The organism is Saccharothrix coeruleofusca (assembly GCF_014648515.1).
Classification (GTDB): Bacteria; Actinomycetota; Actinomycetes; order Mycobacteriales; family Pseudonocardiaceae; genus Actinosynnema; species Actinosynnema coeruleofuscum.
In genome coordinates, this window is the sequence record NZ_BMRG01000002.1 from 645,482 (window position 1) to 669,862 (window position 24,381).

At 73.0% G+C, this 24,381-nt stretch carries 27 protein-coding genes; 14 read left to right on the forward strand and 13 right to left on the reverse strand.

Annotation, left to right across the window (positions count from 1 at the left end; translation table 11 throughout):
• Together IEZ00_RS36370 and IEZ00_RS07720 are read left to right on the forward strand one after the other, a co-directional pair.
• Positions 1 to 507 (forward strand): MDR/zinc-dependent alcohol dehydrogenase-like family protein (locus tag IEZ00_RS36370; RefSeq protein ID WP_506347061.1); only part of this gene is annotated, 507 nt, incomplete at its 5' end.
• Positions 494 to 1,183 (forward strand): creatininase family protein, encoded by a 690-nt coding sequence (locus tag IEZ00_RS07720; protein ID WP_189222394.1) that lies wholly within the window; start codon positions 494 to 496, stop codon positions 1,181 to 1,183. The genes IEZ00_RS36370 and IEZ00_RS07720, both read left to right, overlap by 14 nt.
• Here the strand turns inward: IEZ00_RS07720 and IEZ00_RS07725 are convergent.
• The 4 genes from IEZ00_RS07725 to IEZ00_RS36375 are packed head-to-tail and all read right to left on the reverse strand — an operon-like array spanning position 1,106 to position 4,273.
• The gene (locus IEZ00_RS07725) at positions 1,106 to 2,065 is read right to left on the reverse strand and encodes a lysylphosphatidylglycerol synthase transmembrane domain-containing protein (protein ID WP_189222395.1); all 960 of its coding nucleotides are present in this window, start codon (positions 2,063 to 2,065) and stop codon (positions 1,106 to 1,108) included. The two genes, IEZ00_RS07720 and IEZ00_RS07725, sit on opposite strands and share 78 nt — an antisense overlap.
• Positions 2,062 to 2,841, reverse strand: coding sequence for a class I SAM-dependent methyltransferase (locus IEZ00_RS07730; protein ID WP_189222397.1), 780 nt, complete (start codon positions 2,839 to 2,841; stop codon positions 2,062 to 2,064). Before IEZ00_RS07730 ends, IEZ00_RS07725 begins: the two co-directional genes overlap by 4 nt.
• Complete coding sequence (locus IEZ00_RS07735) at positions 2,838 to 3,878, reverse strand: glycosyltransferase family 4 protein (RefSeq protein WP_229795223.1); 1,041 nt, start codon at positions 3,876 to 3,878, stop codon at positions 2,838 to 2,840. The genes IEZ00_RS07730 and IEZ00_RS07735 overlap by 4 nt, the downstream gene beginning before the upstream one ends.
• The gene (locus IEZ00_RS36375; protein WP_229795302.1) at positions 3,875 to 4,273 is read right to left on the reverse strand and encodes a 6-pyruvoyl trahydropterin synthase family protein; all 399 of its coding nucleotides are present in this window, start codon (positions 4,271 to 4,273) and stop codon (positions 3,875 to 3,877) included. The genes IEZ00_RS07735 and IEZ00_RS36375 overlap by 4 nt, the downstream gene beginning before the upstream one ends.
• 89 nt (positions 4,274 to 4,362) lie before the next feature.
• Here IEZ00_RS36375 and ribA point away from each other — a divergent pair, with 89 nt between their 5' ends.
• Positions 4,363 to 4,992: a GTP cyclohydrolase II gene (gene ribA / locus IEZ00_RS07740; protein WP_189222398.1), complete on the forward strand. Its 630-nt coding sequence runs from the start codon at positions 4,363 to 4,365 to the stop codon at positions 4,990 to 4,992.
• A 21-nt stretch (positions 4,993 to 5,013) separates the two neighbouring features.
• Here ribA and IEZ00_RS07745 read toward each other — a convergent pair whose 3' ends face one another.
• Entirely contained in the window at positions 5,014 to 6,264 is a 1,251-nt protein-coding gene (locus IEZ00_RS07745) for a hypothetical protein (RefSeq protein ID WP_189222400.1), read from the reverse strand.
• A gap of 37 nt (positions 6,265 to 6,301) precedes the next feature.
• A complete protein-coding gene (pdxR, locus tag IEZ00_RS07750; RefSeq protein ID WP_189222402.1) occupies positions 6,302 to 7,750 on the reverse strand; it encodes a MocR-like pyridoxine biosynthesis transcription factor PdxR in 1,449 nt (482 codons plus the stop codon).
• A 110-nt stretch (positions 7,751 to 7,860) separates the two neighbouring features.
• Between pdxR and IEZ00_RS07755 the strand changes: the two genes are divergently transcribed.
• From IEZ00_RS07755 to IEZ00_RS07765, 3 genes are read left to right on the forward strand one after another with little or no spacing between them, the layout of a single operon-like run.
• On the forward strand, positions 7,861 to 8,478 hold the full coding sequence (locus IEZ00_RS07755) for a DsbA family protein (protein ID WP_276530099.1): 618 nt from the start codon (positions 7,861 to 7,863) through the stop codon (positions 8,476 to 8,478).
• Positions 8,478 to 9,764, forward strand: a complete 1,287-nt coding sequence (locus IEZ00_RS07760; RefSeq protein ID WP_189222403.1) for an MFS transporter — start codon at positions 8,478 to 8,480, stop codon at positions 9,762 to 9,764. The genes IEZ00_RS07755 and IEZ00_RS07760 overlap by 1 nt, the downstream gene beginning before the upstream one ends.
• Positions 9,758 to 10,372 (forward strand): DUF4360 domain-containing protein, encoded by a 615-nt coding sequence (locus tag IEZ00_RS07765; RefSeq protein WP_189222405.1) that lies wholly within the window; start codon positions 9,758 to 9,760, stop codon positions 10,370 to 10,372. Before IEZ00_RS07760 ends, IEZ00_RS07765 begins: the two co-directional genes overlap by 7 nt.
• Positions 10,373 to 10,450: 78 nt before the next feature.
• On the opposite strand, the gene IEZ00_RS07770 is transcribed toward IEZ00_RS07765, so the two are convergent.
• A complete protein-coding gene (locus tag IEZ00_RS07770) occupies positions 10,451 to 11,302 on the reverse strand; it encodes an SDR family oxidoreductase (RefSeq protein WP_189222407.1) in 852 nt (283 codons plus the stop codon).
• A 92-nt stretch (positions 11,303 to 11,394) separates the two neighbouring features.
• Here IEZ00_RS07770 and IEZ00_RS07775 point away from each other — a divergent pair, with 92 nt between their 5' ends.
• A complete protein-coding gene (locus IEZ00_RS07775; protein WP_189222409.1) occupies positions 11,395 to 11,970 on the forward strand; it encodes a TetR/AcrR family transcriptional regulator in 576 nt (191 codons plus the stop codon).
• A gap of 248 nt (positions 11,971 to 12,218) precedes the next feature.
• On the opposite strand, the gene IEZ00_RS07780 is transcribed toward IEZ00_RS07775, so the two are convergent.
• Positions 12,219 to 12,467, reverse strand: a complete 249-nt coding sequence (locus tag IEZ00_RS07780) for a WGxxGxxG family protein (protein ID WP_189222411.1) — start codon at positions 12,465 to 12,467, stop codon at positions 12,219 to 12,221.
• A 195-nt stretch (positions 12,468 to 12,662) separates the two neighbouring features.
• On the opposite strand from IEZ00_RS07780, the gene IEZ00_RS07785 reads away from it, so the two are divergent.
• Positions 12,663 to 13,274 (forward strand): TetR family transcriptional regulator, encoded by a 612-nt coding sequence (locus IEZ00_RS07785; RefSeq protein WP_189222413.1) that lies wholly within the window; start codon positions 12,663 to 12,665, stop codon positions 13,272 to 13,274.
• Positions 13,275 to 13,311: 37 nt separating this feature from the next.
• Positions 13,312 to 14,184, forward strand: coding sequence for a helix-turn-helix domain-containing protein (locus IEZ00_RS07790; RefSeq protein WP_189222415.1), 873 nt, complete (start codon positions 13,312 to 13,314; stop codon positions 14,182 to 14,184).
• Between the two features lie 31 nt (positions 14,185 to 14,215).
• Here the strand turns inward: IEZ00_RS07790 and IEZ00_RS07795 are convergent, their stop codons facing one another.
• Entirely contained in the window at positions 14,216 to 14,494 is a 279-nt protein-coding gene (locus tag IEZ00_RS07795; protein WP_189222416.1) for a hypothetical protein, read from the reverse strand.
• 109 nt (positions 14,495 to 14,603) lie between these two features.
• Between IEZ00_RS07795 and IEZ00_RS07800 the strand changes: the two genes are divergently transcribed.
• The 4 genes from IEZ00_RS07800 (at position 14,604) to IEZ00_RS07815 (ending at position 18,096) form a co-directional block, all read left to right on the forward strand.
• Positions 14,604 to 15,497 carry a helix-turn-helix domain-containing protein gene (locus IEZ00_RS07800; RefSeq protein WP_189222421.1) on the forward strand — a complete coding sequence of 298 codons (894 nt, stop codon included), beginning with the start codon at positions 14,604 to 14,606 and terminating at the stop codon, positions 15,495 to 15,497.
• 11 nt (positions 15,498 to 15,508) lie between these two features.
• Positions 15,509 to 15,712, forward strand: a complete 204-nt coding sequence (locus IEZ00_RS07805) for a DUF397 domain-containing protein (protein ID WP_189222423.1) — start codon at positions 15,509 to 15,511, stop codon at positions 15,710 to 15,712.
• A gap of 118 nt (positions 15,713 to 15,830) precedes the next feature.
• Complete coding sequence (locus IEZ00_RS07810) at positions 15,831 to 16,469, forward strand: hypothetical protein (protein WP_189222424.1); 639 nt, start codon at positions 15,831 to 15,833, stop codon at positions 16,467 to 16,469.
• 97 nt (positions 16,470 to 16,566) lie between these two features.
• Entirely contained in the window at positions 16,567 to 18,096 is a 1,530-nt protein-coding gene (locus IEZ00_RS07815) for a NucA/NucB deoxyribonuclease domain-containing protein (protein WP_189222426.1), read from the forward strand.
• Positions 18,097 to 18,214: 118 nt separating this feature from the next.
• On the opposite strand, the gene IEZ00_RS07820 is transcribed toward IEZ00_RS07815, so the two are convergent.
• Positions 18,215 to 18,967, reverse strand: coding sequence for an alpha/beta fold hydrolase (locus IEZ00_RS07820; protein WP_189222428.1), 753 nt, complete (start codon positions 18,965 to 18,967; stop codon positions 18,215 to 18,217).
• Between the two features lie 195 nt (positions 18,968 to 19,162).
• On the opposite strand from IEZ00_RS07820, the gene IEZ00_RS07825 reads away from it, so the two are divergent.
• Positions 19,163 to 20,086 carry a LysR family transcriptional regulator gene (locus IEZ00_RS07825; protein WP_229795227.1) on the forward strand — a complete coding sequence of 308 codons (924 nt, stop codon included), beginning with the start codon at positions 19,163 to 19,165 and terminating at the stop codon, positions 20,084 to 20,086.
• A gap of 44 nt (positions 20,087 to 20,130) precedes the next feature.
• On the opposite strand, the gene IEZ00_RS07830 is transcribed toward IEZ00_RS07825, so the two are convergent.
• Genes IEZ00_RS07830 through IEZ00_RS07840 form a run of 3 tightly spaced genes read right to left on the reverse strand, consistent with a single transcriptional unit; the run spans position 20,131 to position 24,244 of the window.
• The gene (locus IEZ00_RS07830; RefSeq protein WP_189222431.1) at positions 20,131 to 21,267 is read right to left on the reverse strand and encodes a hypothetical protein; all 1,137 of its coding nucleotides are present in this window, start codon (positions 21,265 to 21,267) and stop codon (positions 20,131 to 20,133) included.
• Positions 21,264 to 23,531 (reverse strand): hypothetical protein, encoded by a 2,268-nt coding sequence (locus IEZ00_RS07835; RefSeq protein ID WP_189222433.1) that lies wholly within the window; start codon positions 23,529 to 23,531, stop codon positions 21,264 to 21,266. The genes IEZ00_RS07830 and IEZ00_RS07835 overlap by 4 nt, the downstream gene beginning before the upstream one ends.
• Positions 23,528 to 24,244: a nucleotidyl cyclase domain-containing protein gene (locus IEZ00_RS07840; protein ID WP_189222435.1), complete on the reverse strand. Its 717-nt coding sequence runs from the start codon at positions 24,242 to 24,244 to the stop codon at positions 23,528 to 23,530. The genes IEZ00_RS07835 and IEZ00_RS07840 overlap by 4 nt, the downstream gene beginning before the upstream one ends.
• Positions 24,245 to 24,381: the final 137 nt, after the last annotated feature.

Here is a 24,381-nt window from a genome sequence, read left to right on the forward strand (position 1 = left end):
GCCGCGGCGGCGCTGCTGGCCCGGTTTCCCGGCGTCCGGGTCGAGCTGGTCGACACCGACCCGGCCCGCGCGGACGTGGCCACCGCCCTGGGGGTGGGCTTCGCGCTGCCGCAGCGGGCTCGGGGCGAGTGCGACCTGGTGATCCACGCCAGCGCGACCGAGGCGGGTCTGGCGCGGTCGCTGGAGCTGCTCGCGCCGGAGGGCCGCGTGGTGGAGCTGAGCTGGTACGGCGACCGGCGGGTCAGCCTGCCGCTCGGCGAGTCCTTCCACTCGCGCAGGCTCACCGTGCGCGGCAGCCAGGTCGGCGTGGTGGCCCGTCCCGATCGGACGTTCGCCCAGCGCATGGCGCTCGCGCTGGACCTGCTCGCGGACCCGGCGTTCGACGCGCTGATCACCGGGCAGAGCCGGTTCGACGAGTTGCCCTCGGTGCTGCCGCGACTGGCGGGCGGGGAAGTTCCGGCGCTGTGCCACCGGGTTGACTACGGTCAGGCCCATGCTTCCGCTTGACACCACCGCCGACGTGCGCGACCGCGGCGCGCGGGTGGCCGTGCTGCCCATCGGCAGCCACGAGCAGCACGGCCCCTTCCTGCCGCTGGCCACCGACACCGTGATCGCGTGCACGATCGCGCGGGAGGTCGCCGCCGCGCACCCGGTCCAGCTGCTCCCGCCGCTGGCGATCACGTGCTCGCAGGAGCACGCCGGGTGGCCGGGGACGGTGAGCATCTCGGCGCGGACGCTGCACGCGGTGGTGACCGACATCGCCGAGTCGCTGCGCCGCTCCGGCGTGCCGAATCTGGTCCTGGTCAACGCGCACGGCGGCAACTACGTGCTGTCCAACGTCGTGCAGGAGGCCGAGGGCATGGCGCTGTTCCCCGGCCGGGCGGACTGGGCCGCCGCCCGCGCCGCCGCCGGGATCGAGACCCCGTCGGGCGGCGACATGCACGCGGGCGAGCTGGAGACCTCGATCCTGCTGCGCTTCCACCCGGAGCTGGTGAAGCCGGGGTACGAGACCGTCGACCACCTGGCCGACGACCGGCGGCACATGCTGACCCTGGGGTTGACCCCCTACACCGCCTCCGGTGTCGTCGGCCGCCCCTCGCTGGCCTCAGCGGACAAGGGCGAGGCCCTGCTCGCCTCGCTGGTCGAGTCGTTCGGGCAGTACCTGGCGGTGCTGGACGGGTGAGCCCCGGCGCGGCAGCACCAGGACGCCGGGCAGGCTCGCGATCAGCGCCAGCACCCCGTAGACCACGCCGGTGGTGAACCCCTGCGCGGCGCCCAGCCCGGCCGCGCCGAAGGCCACCGCCAGGAACGCCTCGCGCGGCCCGAAACCGCCGACGTTGACCGGCAGCGCCATCACCAGCAGCGCCAGCACCAGCAGCGGCACGAGCCGCGCGGGCGGTGCCCCCACCCCGGCGGCCCGCGCCGCGACGAGGAACATCGCGACGTGCCCGGCCGTGGTCACCGCCGACAGCAGCACCACGGCGGGCAAGGTCTTGCGGGACAACAGCTCGCGCCCGTCGGCGAAGGTCGCCGCCAGCGCCCGGCGCACGCGCGGCAGCAGCAGGGCCACTGCCGCAGCGGGCACCAGCGCCGCCGCGACCCCGACACCGGGCGTGAAGTCGAGCACGGGGGCGGGTCCGGTGAACAGCACCACGGCACCGATGGCGACGAGCACCACCTGCCCCGCCGCGCGTTCGAAGAACACGGCCCGCACGCCGCGCCCCAGGTCACCGGACTGCCGCCCGTGGCGCACCGCGCGGTCCACGTCGCCGAGCACGCCCGCGGGCAGCACCGCGTTGAGCAGCAGTCCCCGGTAGTAGTCGGAGACGGCCGCGCGCAGCGGCAGCGGAAGTCCCAGCCCGCGCGCCACCAGGCACCACCGCCACGCGCAGGCCACCGTGGTCAGCAGCCCGATGCCGAGCGCGGCCAGCGCCGACCCGGCGGTGACGGCGCGCAGCCCGTCCAGGAACGCGCCGGTGCCCAGCCGCCACGCCAGCGCCGCCAGCACGCCGACCGCCGGAACCAGCCGCAGCCACGGCCGCAACCACGGCCACCGCCGCTTCACGGCAGGGCCAGCAGGTCTTGGTGGTGGACCACCGCGCGCAGCTCGCCGTCCAGCCGTCGCCGCAGGTAGTCCTCCGCTTCCGGGAGCAGGTCCGGCTCCTGCTCGCAGGCCGCGCCGACCCAGCCGCGCAGCCACCGCTCGGTCAGCTCCGCCTGCCCAGGCCCCAGCCGCCACGGGCTTGGCCGTGTGGACACCGCCATGCCGAGGTCCTGGAACGCCGCCACGGCCGCCGGGACCGCGTCCGGGCCGAGCAGGGCGCGGCCGTGCTCGGTGCGCCGCTGGTGGGCGTTGAACGCCTCGGTGAACGCGGCGTCGAGCGGGTCGGGCGGGTCGAGCTCGACCCGCCCGATGACCGACAGCGTCAGCAGCGCCGGGCACCCGGCGCCCGCGCACGCCGCCGCCAGCGCGCCGACCTCGTCCTCGGTGAGCAGGTCCAGCAGCGCCGAGGCGGTCACCAGGGAGGTGCCCGCCAGGTCGTCGGCGCGCAGCGCGGTGAGGTCGCCCTCCCGCGTCTCGACGGTCACGCCGGGGCCGGTCACCGTCGCACCGGCCAGGGCGAGCAGGCGGGGGTCGCGGTCGTGCAGCACCCAGTGCTGCGGGCCGGGCAGCCGCCCGGACAGCCATCGTCCCATCGATCCAGTGCCACACCCGAGATCACGGATGAGCACGGGGGTCCGGTTCACAACGATCTTGCGCAGCGGGTCCACCAGCTCCCCCGCACGGGCCTGGGCATCGGCCTCTTCGCGCAGCGCCAACCACTCCGGAGCGAAAGTCATCCGCGCAGAGTAGCCAGCACCTCCGCGAGAGCCCGCGCGGTTTCGTCCCAAGTGGACAGTTCGGCGCGTCGCCGCCGCGCCGAGGCGCGCAGTTCACCGCGCCACCCGGCGTCGTCGAACCAGCGCCGCAGCGCCCGCGCGAGCGCCCCCGCGTCCTCCGGCGGCAGCAGCGGACCGGCGTCGCCCAGCGCGTCGGGCACGGCGCTGGCCAGCACCGGGACGCCGCGCGCCAGGGCCTCGGCGACGACCATGCCGTAGGTCTCGGCGCGCGAGGGCAGCACGAACAGGTCGGCCGCGGCGTAGGCCCGGTCCAGCGGCTCGCCGCCCAGCGGACCGACCAGCGCCACCCGGTCGCCCAGGCGGTGCTCGGCGATCAGCCCGCGCACCCGCGCCACGTGCGCGCTCTGCGGCGCGGGACCGACGAACGCGCAGGTCCACGGCCGGTCGGCGACCTCGGCAAGCGCCTGCACCAGCAGGTCGTGGCCCTTGCGCGGGGTCACCGAGGCGACGCAGAGCAGCCGCGACGCGCCGTCGGTGCCGGGGGCGAGCGGGGCGGGGTCCACGCCCGGCGCGACGGTGCGCACCCGCTGCGCCACCAGGCCGTGCCGCCGGACCAGCCCGCGCGCCGCGCTGGGGCTGGTCGCCACGACCGCGCGCGCGGCGCGCAGCACCCGCCGCTCGGCGGCGTCCAGCTCGGCGGCGGTCGCGGGCGGCAGGCCGGTCTCGTCGGCCAGCGGCAGGTGCACCAGCACGGCCAGGCGCAGCCGGTCGGCGTGCGGCAGGAGCACGTCCGGCACCCCGCACGCGACCAGGCCGTCGAGCAGCACGACCGCGCCGTCCGGGACCTCGGCGAGCACCCGGCCCAGCTCGGCGCGGGCGCGCTGGTCCGGGCGCGGCCACGCGCCCGCCACGGCCGCTTCCCGCACCGCGACGCCCAGCGCGGCCAGCCCCCGGCAGACGCGCCGGTCGTAGACGTTGCCGCCGCTGGGGGTGTCCGGGTCGTCCACCCCGGCGGGCAGGACGACGTGGACGGTCACAGGGGACGTTCGTAGCTCGCCCACGCCACGTGCGACTCGTGCAGCGTGACCGCGATGCCCGCCAGGCCGCGCGCGCCCTCGCCCAGCGCGCCCTCGCCCACCAGGTCGGCGAGGCGGTCGGCGATGACCTTGGCCAGGTACTCCGTCGAGGTGTTGATGCCGGCGAACTCCGGTTCGTCGTCGAGGTTGCGGTAGTTCAGCGCGGACAGCACCTCGCGCAGCCGCTCGGTGGCCAGTCCGATGTCGACGACGATGTTGTCGGCGTCCAGCTCGGTCCGCTTGAACGTCGCGTCCACCACGAACGTCGCCCCGTGCAGGCGCTGCGCCGGTCCGAAGACGGCGCCGCGGAAGCTGTGAGCGATCATCACGTGATCGCGAACAGTGACGCTGAACAGGGTGACCTCCGACGGGTGATCGGGTTACGGTGCAATTACTGATCGAGCGTAGTGAACGCCCGGTCGGCGCCTGGTGACAAGGGGACCGGATGCACGAGCAAGCCATTGAGGACATCGCGGAGTCGGACCTGGTGACGCGGCGCGGCACGTTCCGCGCGGTGGCGTTCCGGGTGGACGGACACGAGCACATGGCACTCGTCCACGGCGGACCGGACCTGTCCGAGGACGTGCTGGTGCGCGTGCACTCCGAGTGCATGACCGGGGACATCTTCCGCGCGATGCGCTGCGAGTGCGGCGACCAGCTCGACGCCGCGCTGGACCGGATCATCAGCGAGGGCAGCGGCGTCCTGGTCTACCTCAGGGGCCATGAGGGGCGCGGCATCGGCCTGGTGGCCAAGGTGCGCACGCACGTGCTGCAGGACGAGCAGGGCCTGGACACCCTGGACTCGGCCACCAGCCTGGGGCTTCCGGTCGACGTCCGGGACTACCGGCCCGCCGCGCAGGTGCTGCGGCACCTGGGCGTCCGCTCGGTGCGCCTGATGTCCAACAACCCCGACAAGATCGAGGCGCTGGAGCGGCACGGCATCACCGTGGTGGCCAGGGTTCCGCTGCTGGTGCCCGCCAACGACCACAACGTGGGCTACCTGACCGCCAAGCGCGACCGGCTGGGCCACGACCTGCCCCAGGTGGACCTGTTCTCCAACGCGGCCGACCGCTGAGCCCGCCGCTTCAGCCGCCGCTCAGCCCTCCGCCGCGACCGCCTGCTCCACCAGGTGCTCGGGCAGCCCGGCGCGCTGCCCGAGCCACCGGACCCAGCGCGGCAGCATCCGCTGGACCTGCGGCGCGTCGGGGTTCAGGCGCAGGCTGTGCGGCATCTCGCGCCGGATCATCACCACCCGGCGCGGCGAGATCAGGTACCTGCTCTCCGGGAGGGTGGTCTCCATCCAGTGCTCGGCGATCGCGTCCACCAGCTCGGGGTCGGGGTCCTCGCCGTGGGTCTGCCGGTGCCAGGCGGTGAACGGCGCGGCCATCTCCGCGAGGTCGAACCGCTGGGACCAGTCGGGGGGCCGGGGCACGTCCAGGCCGCGATCGGCGAGCGCGGTGGCCAGGTCCTCGAACCTGCGGCGGGCGCGGAACCAGTTGTCGAAGACCTCCCTGCTCTCGTCGCCGACGACGAAGGACTCCTCCAGCGCGAGCTGCGCCAGCGGCGCCAGGTCGGACTCCTCGACCTCGGCCGGGACCGCGTGCTCGGCGGTGTCCCCCACCTCGGCCCGCCACGCCGCGACCGCCGCGTCCAGCTCGTCGAACACCCCCGGCGAGACCAGGTCGACGAACTCGCTCACGTCGTAGTCGAACAGGAACACCGACGGGTCGGTGTGGTCGGGGTAGGTGTACTCGGCGATCACCGCGCGGCGGGTGCCGTAGGCGTCGCGCAGCCGCCACCGCCGCCCGGTGGCCCTGACGCGCGGCATCAGGTCGAGCCAGCTGGGCACCTCCGCGAGCGGTCCCAGCCGCGCCGCGCACAGCTCCACCGCCTCCCGCGCCCGCGCCGTGGCCTCGTGCGGCAGGATCGACAGCAGCCCGTTGAGCAGCCGCCACGGCCCCTTCCACGCGCCTGCCTCCGGCCGCTCGGCTTCCTCCACCACCCGGTCCACGGCCAGCGTCACCAGCGTGTCGACCCACTCGCGGAACTGCAGTCCCTGCCTGTCCTCCACCACGGCCTGGTGCATCGACGCGCCGAGCGCCTCGCTGACCGCCTGTTCGAGCTGCCGGGGTCCGCGCGCCGCCACGACGGCCTCGCCCCGGTCGAGCACCGCCAGCGCGGCGGGCTCGAACCACTCCGGGAACTCCGGCTCGTCCTGGCCCGCCATCCGCTCCAGGTCCCGGAGCAGGGCCTGGTCGGCGGCGGAGGAGCCGAACGGGGCGGAGCCGCCCTTCTTCTTGCCCTTCCTGTCCTTCTTGCCCTTGCGACCGCGCGAGACCGGCGACATGCGGTGCAGGGTAGTGCCCCGGCGCGGGAGCGGCCGGTCAGCCGGGCGGTCGGCGGAAGTGGTCGGCGAGCAGCCGCAGCCCCTCGGTGACGCCCTCGGCGGTGACGGCGCCGTAGCCGAGGACCACACCGGGCCGCGGCGGCCCGTCGGCGCAGTAGGCCGCCAGGTTCTCCACCGCCACACCCGAAACCCGCGCCGCGCCCAGCACCGCCGCCACGTCCGCGTCCACGTCCGGCTTGAGCGTGGCGGCCAGGTGCAGCCCGGCGGCGGAGGGCACCGCGTCCAACCAGTCGGCGAGGTCGGCGCGCAGCGCGGCCACGACGCGCTCCCGCCGCTGGGCGTAGACGCGGGTGGCCCTGCGGACGTGCCGCGACAGCTCGCCGGAGTCGATGAAGCGCGCGAGGGCGGCCTGCCCGATGTGGTCGCCGTGCCAGTCGGTGAGCCGCTTGGCCGCGCGCAGGGCGGGCCGCAGCGCGGCCGGTGCGATCAGGAAACCCAGCCGCAGCAGGGGCAGCAGCGTCTTGGAGAACGTGCCGACGTAGACGACCCGGCCTGCGCGGTCGAGGCTCTGCAGCGGTTGCAGCGGCCGGTCGCCGAAGCGGAACTCGCTGTCGTAGTCGTCCTCGACGATCACCGCGTCGCGCCGCGCGGCCCACTCCAGCAGCGCCGCGCGCCGGGTCGGCGACATCGGCACCCCCAGCGGGAACTGGTGGGAGGGCGTGACGTGCACCAGGCGCGCGGTGTCCGGCAGCGCGTCGACGACCAGCCCCTCGCCGTCCACGGGCACCCCGACCACCCGCGCGCCCAGCGAGCGGAACAGCAGCCGCGCGGCGGGGTAGCCGGGTTCCTCGACCGCGACCAGGTCGCCGGGTTCCAGCAGCACCCGGCCCAGGAGGTCCAGCGCCTGCTGCGCGCCCTGGGTGACCAGCACGTCCTCGGCGTCGGCGCGGACGGAGCGGGAGACCCCGGTGTGCCGGGCGACGGCCTCGCGCAGGCGGGGGTGTCCGCCGGGGTCGGCGTAGCCCGCGACCGCCCGCACCGCCGAGGCCCGCAGCTCGTCCGCGACCAGGCGGCGCCAGGTGGCGAACGGGAACAGGCCCGCGTCCGGCACGCCGACCCGGAAGTCGTGGACCGGCGGGGTGCCGCCCGCCGGGGCGGCGACCGCCGGGGCGACCTCGTCCCACACCGGGCGGGGCCGCACCCCGCGTCCCCCCGGCGCTCTTCGGGCGGTCACCGGGACACCTGTCCGAGGGGCCGCCACGAAGGTGCCCGCCCCGACGCGGGCGACCACGAACTCCTCGGCCGCCAACCGCTCGTAGGCGACCGCGACGGTGTTGCGGGCGACCGCGAGCCTTCGCGCCAGCTCCCTGGTGGGCGGCAGCCGCTCGCCGGGCCGCAGCCTGCCGTCCAGGATGGCGTCGCGCACCTGGTGGTAGATGCGGGAGGCGAGGTCGCCGGGGCCGTCGAGGGAGACGTGCAGGTCCACCGCCGGAACCTACATTGGCCCGATCAGCCTGCCGGGAATTGGCACTTCTGCGGGCCAATCCGAGGTCGTTGACTGTCCCCGCCCGAGGACAGAGCGATCGAGGAGTTCCGGTGACCGTCGTCGACATGTGGTTCGACCCGAAGTGCCCCTGGGCGTGGAACGCCTCGCGGTGGCTGCTGGAGGTCGAGCGGGTCCGCGACGTGGAGGTGCGCTTCCACGTCATGAGCCTGTGGCTGCTCAACGAGGGCGGGGACGGGCTGCCGGAGTGGTACCGGCGCTGGCTGGCCGACACGCTCGGCCCCGTCCGGGTGCTCGCCGCCGCCGAGCGCGAGCACGGCACGCCGGTGCTGCGGGACCTCTACACGGCGATGGGCGAGCGCATCCACCACCGGAAGGAACCGATCGGCCGCGACCTGTGCGCGGGCGCGCTGGCGGAGGTCGGCCTGGCCGCCGACCTGGCCGACGCCGCCGAGGTCGCCGACCACGACGAGGCGCTGCGGACCAGCCACCGCGCGGGCCTGGACCCGGTCGGCGAGGACCTCGGCACCCCGGCCATCCACGTCACCGGCCCCGACGGAGCGGTCAACGCCTTCTTCGGCCCGGTGGTCAGCCCGGTGCCGCGCGCCGAGGCGGCGGGCGCGCTGTGGGACGGGGTGCTGGCCGTCTCCGGCACGCCGGGGTTCTTCGAGCTCAAGCGGGGCCGCACCGGCTCCCCCCGCGTCGACTGATGGCCGGGCTCGTCCCGCGCACCGGGCCGCTGCGGGTGCTGGTCGCGGCGCAGCTGGTCAACTCGGTGGGCGACGGGGCCTTCTACACGTGCTCGGCGCTGTTCTTCACCCGGCTGCTCGGGTTGTCCGCGACGCGGGTCGGGCTGGCGCTGACGGTGGGCTGGGCGACCGCCATGGTGGCGGGGGTGCCCCTGGGGCGGCTGGCCGACCGGTTCGGGCCGCGCCGCACCGCCGTGGCGCTGGCCGCGGCGACCGCCGCGACACTGGGCGCGCTGCTGGTCGTGCGGTCGTTCCCGCTGGTGGTGCTGGTGGTCTGCGGGTACGCCTGCGCCCAGGCGGGGCTGGCCTCGGCCCGGCAGGCGCTGCTGGCCGGGCTGGTGGCGCCCGCCGAGCGGACCGGGGCGCGGGCGCGCCTGCAGTCCGCGCTCAACGCGGGACTGGCGGTCGGCGCGGGGCTGGGCGCGCTGGCGCTGCACTTCGACACCGCGCAGGCGTACCTGGCGGTGTTCGCCGCGGACGCGGTGGGCTTCCTGGCCGCCGCGCTGCTGCTGCGCCGCCTGCCCGAAGCTCCCGCGCCCGCCGCCGGACCGCGCCCCACCGTGCTCCGCGACCGGCCGTACGTGCTGATCACGCTGCTCAACGCGGTGATGTGCCTGAACATGCCGCTGCTGAGCATCGGCCTGCCGCTGTGGGTCGTGTCGCGCACCGACGCTCCCGCGCCGGTCGCCGCGCTGCTGCTGGTGCTCAACACGCTGGCCGTGGTGGTGTTCCAGGTGCGCGTGGCCGGGCAGGTGACCGACCTGCGCACCGCCACCCGCGCGACCGGGCGGGCGGGGTGGCTGATGCTGCTCGCCTGCGCCGCTTACGCGCTGTCCGGTGGCGGCCTGGGCGCGGTCGCGGCGGTGGTCGTCCTGGTGACGGCCGCCGCGGTGCAGGTGTTCGGTGAGATGTTGCAGGCCGCGGGCGCGTGGGAGATCGGCTTCGGCCTGGCCCCACCCGACCGGCAGGGCCAGTACCAGGGCTTCTTCGGCACCGGGCCGCAACTGGCCCGGACCGTCGGGCCGGTGCTGCTGACCGCGCTGCTGGTGGGCTGGAGCACGCCGGGCTGGTTGGTGCTGGGCGGGCTGTTCCTGGTCGCCGGGGTCGCGTTCGGGCCCGTCGTGCGCGAGGCCGAGCGAGCACGCGGGATCGACTGTCCGGTGGAGTCTCAACGCGCGGGCTCCCCGCTACCGTCTGGTCCTGCCGCCGCCACCGAGCTCACGGACCAGAGAGGCTCCTCATGCTGACCACGACAGCGGCAACGCTCTTAGCCGTTTCCGCACTGATCCCGATCGGCTCGACGGCCGACGCCGAAGCGCCCACGCCGCGCGTCGACGTGGTGACCGTCAACGGGTCGGGCTGCCCGGCGGGCACCGCGGAGGTCTCCGCGACCGGCCGCACCTTCACCGTCTCCTACAGCTCCTTCTTCGCCCAGGCAGGCGACGGGGCGGACCCCGTCCACCTGCGCAGGAACTGCCAGCTGAGCATCCGCGTCAGCCTGCCCGCGAACTACACCTACGGCCTGGCCCGGCTGTCCTACAACGGCTTCGCCCACCTGGAGGCGGGTGCGACGGCCCTGCACCGGGTCAGCACCTACTTCCAGGGCACCTCGCCCACCACGAGGCTGGACACCCCGTTCACCGGCCCGATGAGCCGGGAGTGGACCGCGACCTACCGCCCGGCCCCGGCGGACATCGCCTACTCGCCGTGCGGTGCGGACCGCAACCTCAACATCAACGCCGAGCTGCGGGTCTCCCCCGGCAACTCGGACCCGTCCCGGCGCAGCTTCATCGCGGCGGAGTCCAGCAGCGGCACCTTCACCACCAAGTACGAGCTCACGACGCGCCCTTGCTGAGCGCCCACCGCCAGCGCTGAGCGCCACCACCGCGGCGAGCCCTGCCTCGCTCGCGGCCGTGGACCGGTGAGTGCCGGATCACCGGGTGAAGGCGACGGACGCCGCGAGGTCCCGCTGGGCTTCCAGCGCGGCGAGGCGCTCGGTGAGCGCCGCGCGGACGGCTTCGTAGGTGTCCGGGCCGAGGGCCAGGCGCAGCGGCGGGTTCGGGTCGCGCGTGGTGTCGTAGATGGCGGCGGCCAGCCTGGCCGGGTCGCCGATGAGCACGCTGTCGTCCGCGTTCTCCACTTGGCGCCGCATCCGGCCGACGGCGCTGTCCCGGTAGGCGGCCGACTCCTCGGTGCGGTGCAGTGCGGAGACGAAGCCGGTGCGGGTGCCGCCCGGCTCGACCAGGGTGAGGCGGACGTCGAAGTCGGCGACTTCGCCGCTGACGCTCTCGGTGAAGCCCTCCAGCCCCCACTTGCCCGCGTGGTAGGCGCTGCCTGCGGGCAGGGCGATCTGCCCGCCCATGCTGGTGACCTGGATGATCCGACCCCCGCCCTGCTCGCGCATCGGCCCCAGGAAGGCCCTGGTGATCAGCATCGGGGCGAGCAGGAGGACCTCGACCTGCTCGCGGATCTGCTCCGGGGTCATCTCCTCGGTGGCGCCCAGGACCCCGTACCCGGCGTTGTTGACCACGACGTCCACCGCCCCGGCGCGCAGGGTCCGGCCGACCACTTCCTCGACGTCGGCCTGCCTGGACAGGTCGAGGGCCTCGACCACCAGCCGGTCCTCGTGCTCCGCGCGCAGGTCCGCCAGCGCCTCGGGGCGGCGGGCGGTGGCGGTGACCCGGTCGCCCCGCTGCAGGACGTGCCGGGTGAGGTGGCGGCCCAGGCCGCTGGAGGCGCCGGTGATGAACCAGTGGCGCACGGCCTTGTCCGAGGTGGTGGGCACAGGAGTCTCCTGGGTTAGGGTGTTACCGGAATACGTTCCGCTTACTACCTAACCGGAATACGTTCCGGAAAGCAAGCTCCCGGAGGAAACCCATGCCCACGCCCGCCCGCCGCACCAGGAGCGATGCGCTGCAGAACCGGGAACGCCTGCTCGCGGTCGCCGCGCGGGTCTTCGCCGAACAGGGGCTGGACACCGCGCCCGCCGCCATCGCCAAGCAGGCGGGCGTCGGCGTCGGCACGCTCTACCGGCACTTCCCGACGCGGGAAGCCCTCATCGACGCCGCCTACCGGCGCCAGCTCACCCGCGTGTGCGAGCTGGCTGCCGACCTGGTCGCCGAGCACCCCGCGGCGACCGCCACCCGGCTGTGGACGCGGCACTTCCTCGACTACGTCACGGCCAAGAGCGGCATGTCCGCGGCGCTCGACGCGGTCATCGCCTCCGGGACCGACCCCTACGCCGACAGCCGCGCCCTGCTCACCGACGCCGTCGCCACCCTCCTCGAAGCGGGCGCCGGGGACGGCAGCCTGCGCACCGACGTCACCCCCGACGACGTGCTGCTGCTCATGGGCGGCCTCGCCCACAGCGCCCAGCACGCCACCGAGGAGCAGGCAGGTCGGCTCATCGACCTCCTCATGGACTCGCTGACCAGGAACACCGCCGCGAACTGACCCGCGCGCGGCAAGAGGCCGCCCACCCGGTCGGTGGACGGCCTCTCACCCGTGGTGCGGACGGCGGTGGTCGGACCAGGCCACCGCCACGATCCGGCGGTCGATCACAGCAGGAGGTTCAGCAGGACGGTGAGCAGCAGCGATGCCACCACCGAGAGCACCAGCGCGGTGAGGCACCCGGCACGGCCACCCGCGAGCTCAACGCGGGTGCTGCCGAAGCGCACGGCCGGACCCGCCGTCCGCCGAGGTCACCGACCGGCCACGCGGTGATCGGTTGCCTGGTGCTTCTTGCGCATCAAGCCAGCCAGGCCCAGCAGGCCGAGGAGACCCAGCAGACCCCAGTTGCCGCTCCCGCTGTCGTCGTTGTTGTCGTCCTGGGCGATCACCGCGGTCACAGCCCGCGACGCGGTCTCGTCAGCGGACGCCGTGGCCGCAGGCACACCAGCCAGAGCCGCACCGAGGACGAGTGCCGCCATGAGGCGCTTCGCGCTGTCCATGTCGTCTCCTCCGGTCGATCGGTAGTGGAGATGCCACGGGTACCGCTGATGTGGTCGTTCATGTGCCCAACCGAGGAGGAATACCCGTGTGAGTGACAGGCGGTCCGCCACTTCACGCTCGTCCGGTGCGCGACGCCCCACGGCCCCCGGCGTCAGCCGCTGCCGCACCCCGCGCGCGGGTAGACTCCGCGCACCATGAGCGAACCGCGGACGGGCCTTCGGGAGCGCACCCGACGGGCGGTGCGCAGGGAGATCGCCCGGGCCGCGAACGCGCTGTTCCAGGCCCGTGGTTTCGAGGCCACGACCATCGACGACATCGCGGCGGCGGTGGGCATGTCCCAGCGCAGCGTCTTCCGCTACTTCTCCTCCAAGGAGGAGATCGTCCTCGGCAAGTTCGACCTGGTCGTCGACGACATGCTGACCGCCCTGCGGGCCCGGCCGCTGGACGAGCCCGTCTGGACGTCGCTGCGCCGGGTGGTGGACGTGCTGGTCGCCGTCACGCGAGCGCCGGGGCACGAGGAGATGGTGGAGCCGATGCACCGGGTGGTCTTCGGCGCGCCCGCGCTGCTCGCTGGTTACCTCGAACGGCTGCAGCGGATGCAGGAGGCCATCGTCGCCGAGCTGGTGGCGCGCGCCGAAGCGGCGGGCGCCCCTTACGCCGCCGACGACCCGACCCCTCGCGCCCTGACCGCCGCCGCGTTCGGGTGCCTCGTGGCCGCCCAGCACTCCTGGCTCGACTCCGGCGCGAAGGGCTCCTTCGCCGACGCCGTGGACCGCGCGCTGGCCACGATCGCCCCCCGCGCCTGACCGCGGTCCGGGTTCCCCACCCCGGCACAATGGGATCATGCCGGAGCGGAAGAACCAGGAACTCGCGGACTTCCTGCGGCGGGCCCGCGGCCAGTGCGACCCGAACAGGTCAGGACTGCCCGCCGACACCCGCATCCGCCGCGTGCCCGGCCTGCGCCGCGAGGAGGTGGCGCTGCTCGCGGGCGTCTCCACCGACTACTACGCCCGCCTCGAACAGGGCCGCCGCATCACCCCCACCCCGGCGGTGCTCGACGCGATCGGCCGGGCCCTCGGCCTCGACGCGGCGGGCCAGGCCCACCTGAAGGACCTCGTCGGCCTGGGCGGCACCGCGAACCGCCCACGCCCCCGCGCCGCGCAGCGCCTCCGCCCCGGCCTGCACCAGCTGCTCGACGCCCTCGACGGGGAGCCCGCGCTCGTCCTCGGCCGCCGCGCCGACGTGCTGGCCGCCAACCGGATGGCCAAGGCGCTGTTCGCCGACTTCGACGCCCTGCGGCCCGACCAGCGCAACTACGCGCGGTGGATGTTCCTCGACGACGCGGCGCGCGATCTGTTCGTCGACTGGGAGCCGCAAGCCCGCGCCGCCGTCGAGAACCTGCGGCTGGAGTTCGGCACCGACCCCCACGACCAGGCGACCGCCGCGCTCGTCGCCGACCTGCGCGACCGGAGCCCGGAGTTCAGCCGGTGGTGGGACGAGCACCGCGTCCACCAGCGCACCTACGGGGCCAAGCGACTGCGCCACCCCGTCGTGGGGGAGCTGACCGTCAACTACGAGACGCTCACCCCGCCCGGCGACCCGGACACCACGCTGTACGTCTACACCGCGGAACCCGATTCGCCCTCCCAGCGCGCCTTGAGCCTGCTCGCGAGCCGGATCTTCTCGGAGAACGCGGCACGACCGCCGACGGCGTGATCCGGTCGGCGGTCACCCCTCGGCGGCCTGATCACCCCGTGGGTTCCTCGCCCACCCAGACGATCCGCACTCCGCAGTTCCGCCCACGCCCCACCAGGCTCGCCACCCGCTCCGTCGAGGACGAGCGCAGCCGCGCGCCGCCGCTCAGCACGACCTCCACGTGGTCCGGCCACGCCAGGCCCCACGCCGCGACCTCGGCGTCGTCGCGCTCGCCGTACTCCCGCAGGACTGCGAACAGGCCGGGGCGCTCCTGGGCCACCAGCTCCGCCACGAACTTCTCGTAGCTGTTGATCCAGACCACACTCGCCACGCCGTACCTCCGTGTCGTAACCACTCGATCACTGGCTGTTGCGCTAACCTGCCGGCGAGATTGAGCCAGGAGAAGCGGGATTCTGCTTTTACACCTGATTGGGGTACAGATGAGTACTGCATTCGCCAATGCGGCCAGCGCCACGGTGCGTCGGTGGCAACTCACCGAAGCCCTGCGTCAGCTTCGCGAGCAGCGCGAATACACCATCGACGACGTCATGGACCAGCTTCATGGCCAACCGGGCAAGTGGTCCCGCTCCAAGCTCAGCCGCATCGAGAACCGCGAACAGCGCGTGAAGCCCCACGAGGTCGAGCAACTGCTCAACGTGTACGAACTCACCGACGAGGCCGTGCGCGCCTGGCTGCTCGGCTTGGCCGCCACCGCGCACGAGCGCGGCTACTGGCTGGCGATCCGCAAGGACCTGCCCGAGGACTTCCACAACCTGCTCAACGTCGAACCGGCCCTGGTCGCGCGCCGCCAGTTCGAAACGACGGTCGTCCCCGGCCTGCTCCAGACCGCCGACTACACGCGGGCGCTGATCAACGGCGCGAACCCCGGTCTGGCCCACGAGACCGTGGAGCGGCGAGTGCTGGCGCGCATGGCCCGCCAGCAGGTCCTCACCCGTCCGCACCCCTTGCGGCTGCACGTGATCCTCGACGAGACGATCCTGGAGCGGCCGGTCGGATCGGCTCTGATCATGCGCAACCAGTTGCAGCGCTTGGCCGACACCCTCACCGAGGACCACATCACCGTGCAGGTGCTGCCGAAGTCCGCAGGCGCGACACCCGCGCTCGACGGAGCGTTCTCCATCCTGACGTTGCCCGAGCCGATCCCGGACTTCGGCTACGCGGAAGGACCGGGCGGAGCCGTCTACATCGAGGACCGCACCGACGTCCGCGTCTGCACCGAGCGCTGGGGAATCCTCACGGATCGAGCCCTGTCCGCCACCGACTCCCTGGACGTGATCAGGGAAGCGGTGAAGACTTACGCGGAACAGATCTGAGGGGACGGGCGATGACCAACTGGCGCAAGAGCAGCTACTCAGGCAGCGGCGGGACCGGCGGCGGCGACTGCGTCGAGATCACCGTGCACGGGGACCGGTTCCTGGTGCGCGACAGCAAAAAACCGGACGCGGGCACCATCACCGCAACCCGCGCCTGGCTCGACGCGCTCAAGTCCGACCTTTCGACTCAGAGGTCCGCTACCGGAGTCGAATGAGTCGACAGTCTGCGACACCGGCCGGCGATCCCTGCCAGGGCGCGTCGACCGGTGGCGGCGCCTGCGCGTCGAACCCCGCGACTTCTCAGCGTCCGGCCACGGGGACATAGTGAAGCGCATGTGGCTGGACGATCTGGGCGTGGTCGGAGCATCGACGTGGTGCTTGACGCTCGTACGCGACCTCTGGGCGGAAGAAGTCCTGGAGTTGGCCGGTGCACCAGTCGTGCGCGACGGTTCGCTGGCCGACGCCGAGCGGGTCAACATGATCGCGGTCCGCCCGGTCGGCGCGGCTTGGTCGCTGGCGGTCGAGTTCAACGGCTGGCTCGGCTTCGTCGGAAACCAGGATGATCTCCTCGTCGAGCTGTCCGCGAACGGGGCAACAGCCTGTTCCGCGTGGTCCACGCCGAACAACGAAGGCGTCGTCTACGTACCCGCCCCGGACAGCGTCGTGCGCTACCACCCCTCTCGTCGCCAGCTGGACGGCCCCATATCACCGGCTATGCTCGCTCGGATGACCGATACCGGCATCCTGGCGGACGCCGATGACGGGACGAGCCTCGGCGATCGAATGGTGACCGCGATTTCCGTGTTCACTGGAATATTCCTGGACCAGGAATTTCTTGTCGCGGACGACTGGGTGGTGGGTGTAGGACATCCGGACCGCGTCCGCGAGGCGATCCGCAGGAGCGGGCCGGGTTCTCGAACCGGTTCCCGCTGGCCCGACGCAGCAGACCTCCGAATGGGTGAACAATTCTGATCGTTCAGCCCAATCCAACTTAATCGATCGACCACCCCACCCTCCCCTCTGTACGTTCGCCGCAGATGTTTCCCGACCTGGGGAGGAGTTGGAAACATTGAAAAAGCGATCCTACTCGCGCGGGCTGACAGTCACCACGATCGCGGCCACGCTCTTGTGGGGATTCCCGGTGGTCGTGTCAGCCGAAGCGTCCGCACCGGACAACACCGGCACAGCGGTGCAGAACAGTCCGCGCACGGCGGACGTGTACATCGACGAAGCGGTCCTGGAGGAGTCGCGCAAGGCTGCGGCCGAAGGCCGTCCTCGCCCGTCGATAACCGTCCCACTGGCACCGCAGTCCGATCAGCGTCCGCCCAGGGCGACGACCGACACCCCCAAGCGGACACCGGAGCAGTCACAGAAACTTGCCAGGGAAAACGCGGTCGCGCGCAACTCGGTGTCCACGAGAGACTCCCGGGAGTTCACCCCTGACCGGGTCGAACCTCGGGCCATCGGCGAAGAGCCCGACGACAACGAGGTGAACGCCTGCCTGACCCGTGACGCGGAGAACGGTTTCGGGCGCGTCTACAACCGGTTCACCTTCTGCAGGCGCGACGACTGGACCCTCGAATTCTTCCAGGTCAGCCCGAACCGGCCGCCGGAGTACATGGGCAGCAACACGTTCAACCTGGATCTGTTCGCCAAGGGGGACGACACGTTGCGCCGGGCTCGGGTGTGGGCCAAGGTCCAGTACGACTCGGTGGAGTACGACAGGAGGTACCCCTGGGACGAGTGGTTCACCGGACCGGACATCAGGCTCTCGCTCATGGCGGAGTGCGGCGCCGGCCTCGACGTCTGCCATGCGTCGCCAGGGCCCGCCACGATGCCCTTCATCGTCTGGGACAACAATCACGACTGGTTCTCCTGGGACGTGTACGGCCACGAGGACGCGGGCGTCGGGCGCGACAAGATCAGTTTCTCCGACTTCTACATGCAAGCCTGGGGCGAGGGAGAGGGTTACACCACCATCGGCCCTCGCGCGGAGAGCGAGCGCCGCGAGATGCGGTGCGACTCGGGACTGGACTTCCGCGCCGGTCAGCAGAAGGCGTGCATTTTCAACGAAGTGATCCCACGGCTGGCGTACGGCCTCGACGACTGGGAAGTCCGCGAGGTCGCCCGACACATCAAGATCGCGCAGGACCAGCCCAACTCCACCTACCCGAAGCTGACCTCGACCGATCCCCAACCGAGGGACAAGCGAATTCCGGGCAGGTATGACCCCGGGAACGCCAACGCCCCTGGGCTCCACCGGATCACCCCGGCGGACCCCGAGTACAAGCAGAACCGCGACCACAAGGACGGGGCGTGCTTCGGCACCGGGCCGTACAAGGACCTCTACGTCGACCTCGGGCTCCCGGAACCGCCACAGCAGGGTGTCGAGGAGTGCGACGAATACCCCTTCGCCTCGACTCTGGAGGGCGCCGGGCACCCGGAGTGGGACTTCTCCGTCCGGGCCGTCCTGAACTTCCAGAACAGCACCGCGGGCGGCAGGCTCGGCATCTACTACTTCGACGATCGCATCCTGCGCTACGACTTCAGCCTGTCCCCTGAGCTGAACGACCGCTTCTACATCAACATCACCGGTTGATCGCGCCTGCTGGGGCGCGGGAACACCCGCGCCCCAGCAGCTCGGCGCGGAACCCGCTACCGGCGGACCTCATAAGGCGATGTGCTCCCGCCGCAGACTCCCGCTTTCCCGGAAGCCGCTACAAGCTGTCCCAGAACTCGACCAGCACGCCGGCCACCCGAGCGGGGTCCTGGAGCATCCACCAGTGGCCGAGCCCTTCCAGCTCCACGGCACGCGCGCCCGCGCGTGCGGCGGCTCGGTGGCGGGCGGCGGTGCTGCCCACCGTGGTGTCCTCGGTGGGGATGGGCACCAGACCCGGCCGGGCAGCGGCGGCGGGGAGGTCGCGGCCGCGTTCGCGCAGCGCGGCGGGCATGGCCGACCGGTACAGCGCGAGGATGGCCCTGCCCATCTCCGCGCCTTGCGCGAGCGCCACGTCTCCCGCGACCGGCTCGGGGATGCCCCACTGGACCATGCGTGCCGCCCGTTCGTCGGCGCTGCCCGCGAAGAGCTCTTCGACGGAGCTCTCGCCGTCGCCGGGCGTCTGCCAGGTGCGCGCCAGCGGGTGCCAGGCGAAGTCCGGTTCGAACCCGCCGATGGTGTCGCTGACCCAACTGCGCAGCAGGTCGGGCCGGGTCATCGCGACTTCCAGGACGTGCCCACCGCCCCAGTCGTGGCCGACGAGGTCCACCGGCTCCTCGAACCGCGAGAGCTCGCCGACGAGCCAGTCCCGGTAGTCGCTCGTGGTGGCGCCGAATCCCTCGGGCAGAGGAGCGCCGAACCCCGGCGGCGAAAGCCGCACCACGTCCTCACGGCTCATCCCGGCCAGCTCGTCGAGCAGTGGTGTCCACACCGCGGCGGTGACGGGGACGCCGTGGACGAGGACGATGGTCATACCTCAGCACCCTTCCGGGACGCGGAACGGGAGTTCGTCGTACTTGCCCATGTCGGACACCTCTCGGTTCTGGAATCGGTGTGCTGGTTCGCGTCCGGCCGGACAGCACCGAGTCAACAACCCGTCCGACCTGCGCGTCCAAGACCCGTTCCGCACCCCGTCATGCAGAATCCGCATGACGAGTACCGTGGTCGTGTGCCCGGTGAAGCCCCGTCCTCCCCCGCCGGTCCCGGTGTGGACCTCGACCTCCGGCTGGTGCGCTACTTCACGGTCGTCGCCGAGCACCTGAACTTCGCCAGGGCGGCAGCGGCGCTGCACGTCGCCCAGCCCTCGCTGAGCCGCCAGGTCCAGCGCTTGGAGGACGTGCTGGGCGTGCGCCTGCTGGAGCGCACCACCCAGGGCAGCAGGCTCACCGCGGCGGGCGCGGCGTTCCTGCCGCGAGCGCAGGCGCTCCTGCACACCGCGGACCAAGCGGCGCTGGCGGCCCGCGCCGCCGCGCCGTCGCGCACGATCACCGTCGGCTACCTCGACGACCTGGTCATCACCCCAGCCGTGCGCGACCTGCGCCGCCGCCACCCCGAGGCCCACGTGCGCACCCGGCACCTGGACACCGACGAAGCCCGCGCCCTGCCCGAGGGCCGGGTGGACGTGCTCGTCGCCCGCACACCGCTGCCGATCCCGAGCGACGACCTGCGCGTGACCGCCCTCTACGACGAACCGCGAGTGCTGCTCGTCTCCGCCTCCCACCGCCTCGCCGGGAAGGAGTCGGTCAGCCCCGAGGACTTCGCCGACGAGCCCCTCGTCGCCTGCGCGGGCATGGCCGCGGCGTGGACCGGGTTCTGGCGGCTCACCCCCCGCCCGGACGGCAGCCCGCCCCCGCTCGCGCCGATGCTCGTGGACACCTTCGAGGACAAGCTGGAGGTCGTCGCCGAGGGGCGGGCCGTGGCCGTCGTGCCCGCCGACGACCGGCGCAGCACGCTGCGCGACGACCTGGCCACCATCCCCGTCGACGGCATCGAGCCCTGCCAGGTCGCCGTCGTCACCCGCGCCGACGACCGCAACCCGCTCCTGGCCCACTTCCTGGAGTCGGCGAGGAACTGCCTCGCCCGCGACGCCTGACCGGGACTTGTGCCGAGGACCACCCCACCCTTCCGATCAAGCGATCACAGTTCGTCGTCATCGTCGTCGTCATCGAAGTCCAGCGGCTTGAACAGCAGTTTGGACGAGTCGGCGACGACTTCCGCGGTGAGCGGTTCCTCGGGGGCACCGGGACCCGGCGCACTGGGACTCGACGCGCTGGGCGGGAGCCCGGCCGCCACGGCGTCGAGGTCGAGCTTGAGCGGCGCGCCACCGCCCGCTCGCCGGGTGATCACCGAAGTCGCCTGGTCCATGATCCCAGCGATGTCGCTGCGGTTGACCAGACCGTGCTTGAGCATCGTCTCCAGCAGCTCCCGCGCGTCGTCGAGCTCCAGCTGGCGCTGCTTGACCAGCATGGCCAGCACGTCGGCCGCCCGGTCCGGCGAGTTGGACAGCATCAGTCCGATGGCGTTGTTCGGATCGCGCGCGATGGCGCCGCCGTAGAACTCCATCCGCTGGGACTCCAGCTGCAGCTGGTGCTCCTGCTTCAGCTTCTCCAGTTCCAGCTCGTGCTTGCTGCGCAGGGTCTCCAGCCGCTGCTGCGCGATCTGCTCGATGCCCGAGCGCACCAAGCCGTCCTTGTTGATCTCGTGCGTCCGCGCGTCCTCGGTGCGCTTGCGCACGTAGGCCGTGGTGGCGGCATCGAGGGTGAGCGCCGCGTCGCAGTCCACGACGCTGACCCCCTGCGCGAACGGCTGCCTGCCCCTGGTGCCCGCGAACGCCGCGGCCATGGCCCGCTCGGCACCCGCGCCGTCCTCGATCGGGAATCCGGCGCTGACGTCGCGCAGCGCCCGTTCCACGTGGTACCGCAGGATCGGCAGGGCGTCGACCAGGTTGGTCTTGGCCGCCTCGACCGGGTCGGTGATCCGCCAGCGCACGACCACCTTGGCGGTGAAGAAGTACGCCTGCTCCCGACTGGGCAGCTTGAACTGGAAGTCGCGGGTGAACACGGAGGTGTTGACCAGGAACAGCGCCCGGTGGCCCGCGATGCCGCCGATGGGCACCTGCTCGGTCATGTGGTGGTAGCGGCCGTGCCGGTCCAGGTAGACCGTCGCGCGGTCGTCGCTGGGCACCGGGCGGTTCCTGAACATCTCGCCGAACCGCAGGTCCACGCGGGTGATCAGGGGTTCGTTGGCCGTCTGCGCCTGCTGAGGTCGGATCATGGTCGATCCTCCTGGTGGTTGAGGGCGGCGAGCAGCGCGGTGGCCGCCTCGGCGGGGCCGCGCCGGGTCCTCGCCCAGTCGGTCAGGTAGAACCGCAGAGTGGTGGGGTCGCCCGTGGCCGCGGCGACCTCGACGAGCAGCGCGCCGAGCGGCTCGCGCTGCGTGGCGTCGCGCTGAGCGGTCCTGACCCAGCGGTGCACCACCTTGATGGCCTCGGGCACGAAGTGCTGGGCGTTCAGCGCCCGTGCGATCAGCGCGACGACCGCCTCCCGCCTGCTCATCCCGCGCCCTCCCGCGACCACCGGGTGCTCGGGCTCCTCCTCGCGCCGGTCGAGGTCGGCCACCCACAGCAGTCCCGGCCACGGGTCGGTGCTGCCCTCCTCGAACACCTGCAGGTAGGCGGTCAGCTGGAGCACGCAGTTCAGGGCGGTGTTGCGCAGCTCGACCCGGTGCGAGGCGCTCCACCGCAGCAGCGCGGCCAGCACCAGGTTCAGCCGGTCCAGTTCCAGCGACAGGGTGGTGATGGAGTCGGCGATCGCGATGACCATGCGCCACTGGTCGGTGTCGGCGGCCTTGCGCAGCCTCTTGAGCACCTGGTCGGTGGTCATGATCGGCAGGGTGCCCAGCGCGGCGACCGCGGCGACCCTGCGGCCGGTGGCGGCCTTGCCCGGCAACCAGCGGTCGATCATCCGGGCGATCAGCGGCTGCAGCTCCGGTTGCATGGCGGGCAACCGCAGCGCGCCGATCACCGCCTGGCGCTCCCAGTACTGGTTCTCGTCGGCCCACCGCTCGATCACGTGCCTGCGCGCGTGGTCGAACTCGGACAGGCTGAGCAGGCCGACCGCGACGCCCGCGCGGATGCGCACCTGGCGGTCGGGCGAGCTGCCCAGCTCGCACAACCAGTCGCGCACCACGCCGTGCGCCTCGGTGTACTCGCGCCAGACGTGCTGGAGCACCTTGCGGGGCCGGTGCGGATCGCGGTAGCGGACCACCTCGGTGGTCAGGCTGCCCAGGTCGCTGTCCTCGACCACCGAGGTCAGCTCCGCCTCGACCCGCTCGACCAGGCGCAACGTGCGCACGGCGAACACGTCGCGGGTGCGGTCGCGCTGGTCGGGCACCTCGGCGGCCTGGATGAACGTGGCCAGCGTCGTGCTGGCCTCGGCGACGGTGGCCAGCGGCATGCCGTCCAGCGTGGCCAGCGCTATCGCGAAAGCGCGGTGCTCGTTGTCGGGCAGGGAGTCGAACCACTCCCGGAACGCGGCCTCGGCGCTGCGCGCGTACTGCAGGCGGACGTCCTCCACCACGCGCTCGCCCAGCACGACCGCGCACAGGCCGCGCCCGAAGTCGGCCAGGTCCTGCGCCCGCATGGCCCGACCGACCACCTCTTCGACCAGATCCGCGAACTCCGGAAAGCCGGTGAGGTCGCCCGATGCCCGCCCGGCGGCCCGCAGCCCGGCTCGGAAGTGGCTGAGCACCAGCGCCCGGTCGTCCTCGCGCGGGGCACCGTCGACGAGGTAGTCCGCCAGTTCCCGCTCCCGCAGCGGAGTGCCGGTGCCGACGAGGACGATCATCCGCGCCTTGGCGTCGGCGAGTCTGCGCCGCCACAGGTTCAACGCGAACTCGGTCAGCGCCGCCGCCTGGTCGGGTTCGAGGGTTTCCAGCAGGTATCCGTGGTCGCCCGCCAGGTCGACCGGTGCGGAGGGCGAGCGCAGGTCGGTGTCGGGGCTGAGCTTGGCCACGCCCTCGGCGCACTCCGCGGACAGCAGGGCGAGCGCGGTGGCGGTGCGCCCCCACCCCGCCGGCGCGCGCAGCAGCACCAGGTGCTGGTCACGCAGCCGCTCGCGCAGCCCCCGGTAGCCGTCGGGCTCGACGAAGGTCTCGACGACCGCGCTGATGGCCCGCCGCGGAACCGGTCCGGTGGGCAGTGAACCGTGGTAGGCGCCGCCCGCACGCGGCGGGCCCGCGTCCACCAGGCCGATGGTGTTGGCCACGAAGACGTTGGAGATCCCGCCGCGCACGCCCATGAGCGCGGCGATCGCGTTCTCCATGGCGCGGGCGTCCTGGTCCAGCTTGCGCGCGTTGGCCGGGTCCGAGGCGTTGGTGGTGGGGTTGGGCGCCTCCGGTTCCGGGGCGGCCTGCGCCTCGTCCTCCGACGCGGGCGCGGGCTGTTCCCCCTCCGCCTCAGGCGCCGCCCGCTTCTTCTCCGCTTCCTGCTTCTTCTCCGCTTCCCGCTCAGCCGGGTCTTCCGGCTGCTCGTCGCTCACGGCGCTCCCCCCAACCCGGTGCGGGCGTCGACGTGGCCGATCGTGTCCGCGGCGAAGACGTTGCCGTTGGCGGTGCTGATCGAGATCGACTTCGCCGCCTGCTCGGCCGCGACCGGGGCGGGCGGCCGGGCGTCCTCGGCGGGCACCGGCGGCTCCGCGTAGCCGGGCACGCGCACCCACACCTGCCTGCCACCGTCGTGGATCTGCCGGTAGGAGGCCGCCCGGAGGCCGCGGTAGCCGGGCCGCACCACGGAGCGGTACACCGCGTCGGACACGACCACGACCGACTGGGCGCGGGCGGCGGCGCGCAGCACCGACTTCACCCCCTCGCCGTTGACGATCCGGAAGGCGGTGGTCACGTCGTCGCCGACCCACCCGTGGGCGTCGCGGGCGATCAGTCCGAAGTGGACGCCGAAGCGCAGGCGCAGCCACGACACCGGGTCCCGCCGCGCGTTGAACCGGGCGAGCCCGTCGACCGCGACTTCCAGCAGGGGGTCCAGCAGCGGCAGCACCTCGGAGTCGACCACCGCCAGCACACCGTCGCCCAGGTCGTCCAACCGGTACCGCTCGGCGGGCAGCCCGGCGGCCTCCAGCCCGCTGTGCAGCACCTGGTACAGCGCCTCGCGCAGCTCCACCTTCTCGCGGTCGTGGCGCTCGCTGGACTTCTCGACGTCCACCACGAGCACCGCTCGGCTGATCGGCTCCAGTCCCATGTCCCCTCCCCTTCCCCTGCTGTTCACGGCAGGCGACCCCGCCCGCACACCGAATCGAGCACCGCCGCGATGCCGTGGGCCGCGACGGAGTCGCGCACCGCGCGGTAGCCCGCGCCGTACACCGCGTCCGGGTTGTC

Excerpts from the sequence above, each read along its gene's own strand:
- IEZ00_RS07720 (WP_189222394.1), top strand. The coding sequence starts at position 494 with ATGCTTCCGCTTGACACCACCGCCGACGTGCGCGACCGCGGCGCGCGG.
- IEZ00_RS07730 (WP_189222397.1), bottom strand. The coding sequence starts at position 2,841 with ATGACTTTCGCTCCGGAGTGGTTGGCGCTGCGCGAAGAGGCCGATGCC.
- ribA (WP_189222398.1), top strand. The coding sequence starts at position 4,363 with ATGCACGAGCAAGCCATTGAGGACATCGCGGAGTCGGACCTGGTGACG.
- IEZ00_RS07745 (WP_189222400.1), bottom strand. The coding sequence starts at position 6,264 with ATGTCGCCGGTCTCGCGCGGTCGCAAGGGCAAGAAGGACAGGAAGGGC.
- IEZ00_RS07760 (WP_189222403.1), top strand. The coding sequence starts at position 8,478 with ATGGCCGGGCTCGTCCCGCGCACCGGGCCGCTGCGGGTGCTGGTCGCG.
- IEZ00_RS07765 (WP_189222405.1), top strand. The coding sequence starts at position 9,758 with ATGCTGACCACGACAGCGGCAACGCTCTTAGCCGTTTCCGCACTGATC.
- IEZ00_RS07775 (WP_189222409.1), top strand. The coding sequence starts at position 11,395 with ATGCCCACGCCCGCCCGCCGCACCAGGAGCGATGCGCTGCAGAACCGG.
- IEZ00_RS07780 (WP_189222411.1), bottom strand. The coding sequence starts at position 12,467 with ATGGACAGCGCGAAGCGCCTCATGGCGGCACTCGTCCTCGGTGCGGCT.
- IEZ00_RS07785 (WP_189222413.1), top strand. The coding sequence starts at position 12,663 with ATGAGCGAACCGCGGACGGGCCTTCGGGAGCGCACCCGACGGGCGGTG.
- IEZ00_RS07790 (WP_189222415.1), top strand. The coding sequence starts at position 13,312 with ATGCCGGAGCGGAAGAACCAGGAACTCGCGGACTTCCTGCGGCGGGCC.
- IEZ00_RS07800 (WP_189222421.1), top strand. The coding sequence starts at position 14,604 with ATGAGTACTGCATTCGCCAATGCGGCCAGCGCCACGGTGCGTCGGTGG.
- IEZ00_RS07805 (WP_189222423.1), top strand. The coding sequence starts at position 15,509 with ATGACCAACTGGCGCAAGAGCAGCTACTCAGGCAGCGGCGGGACCGGC.
- IEZ00_RS07810 (WP_189222424.1), top strand. The coding sequence starts at position 15,831 with ATGTGGCTGGACGATCTGGGCGTGGTCGGAGCATCGACGTGGTGCTTG.
- IEZ00_RS07820 (WP_189222428.1), bottom strand. The coding sequence starts at position 18,967 with ATGACCATCGTCCTCGTCCACGGCGTCCCCGTCACCGCCGCGGTGTGG.
- IEZ00_RS07830 (WP_189222431.1), bottom strand. The coding sequence starts at position 21,267 with ATGATCCGACCTCAGCAGGCGCAGACGGCCAACGAACCCCTGATCACC.
- IEZ00_RS07840 (WP_189222435.1), bottom strand. The coding sequence starts at position 24,244 with ATGGGACTGGAGCCGATCAGCCGAGCGGTGCTCGTGGTGGACGTCGAG.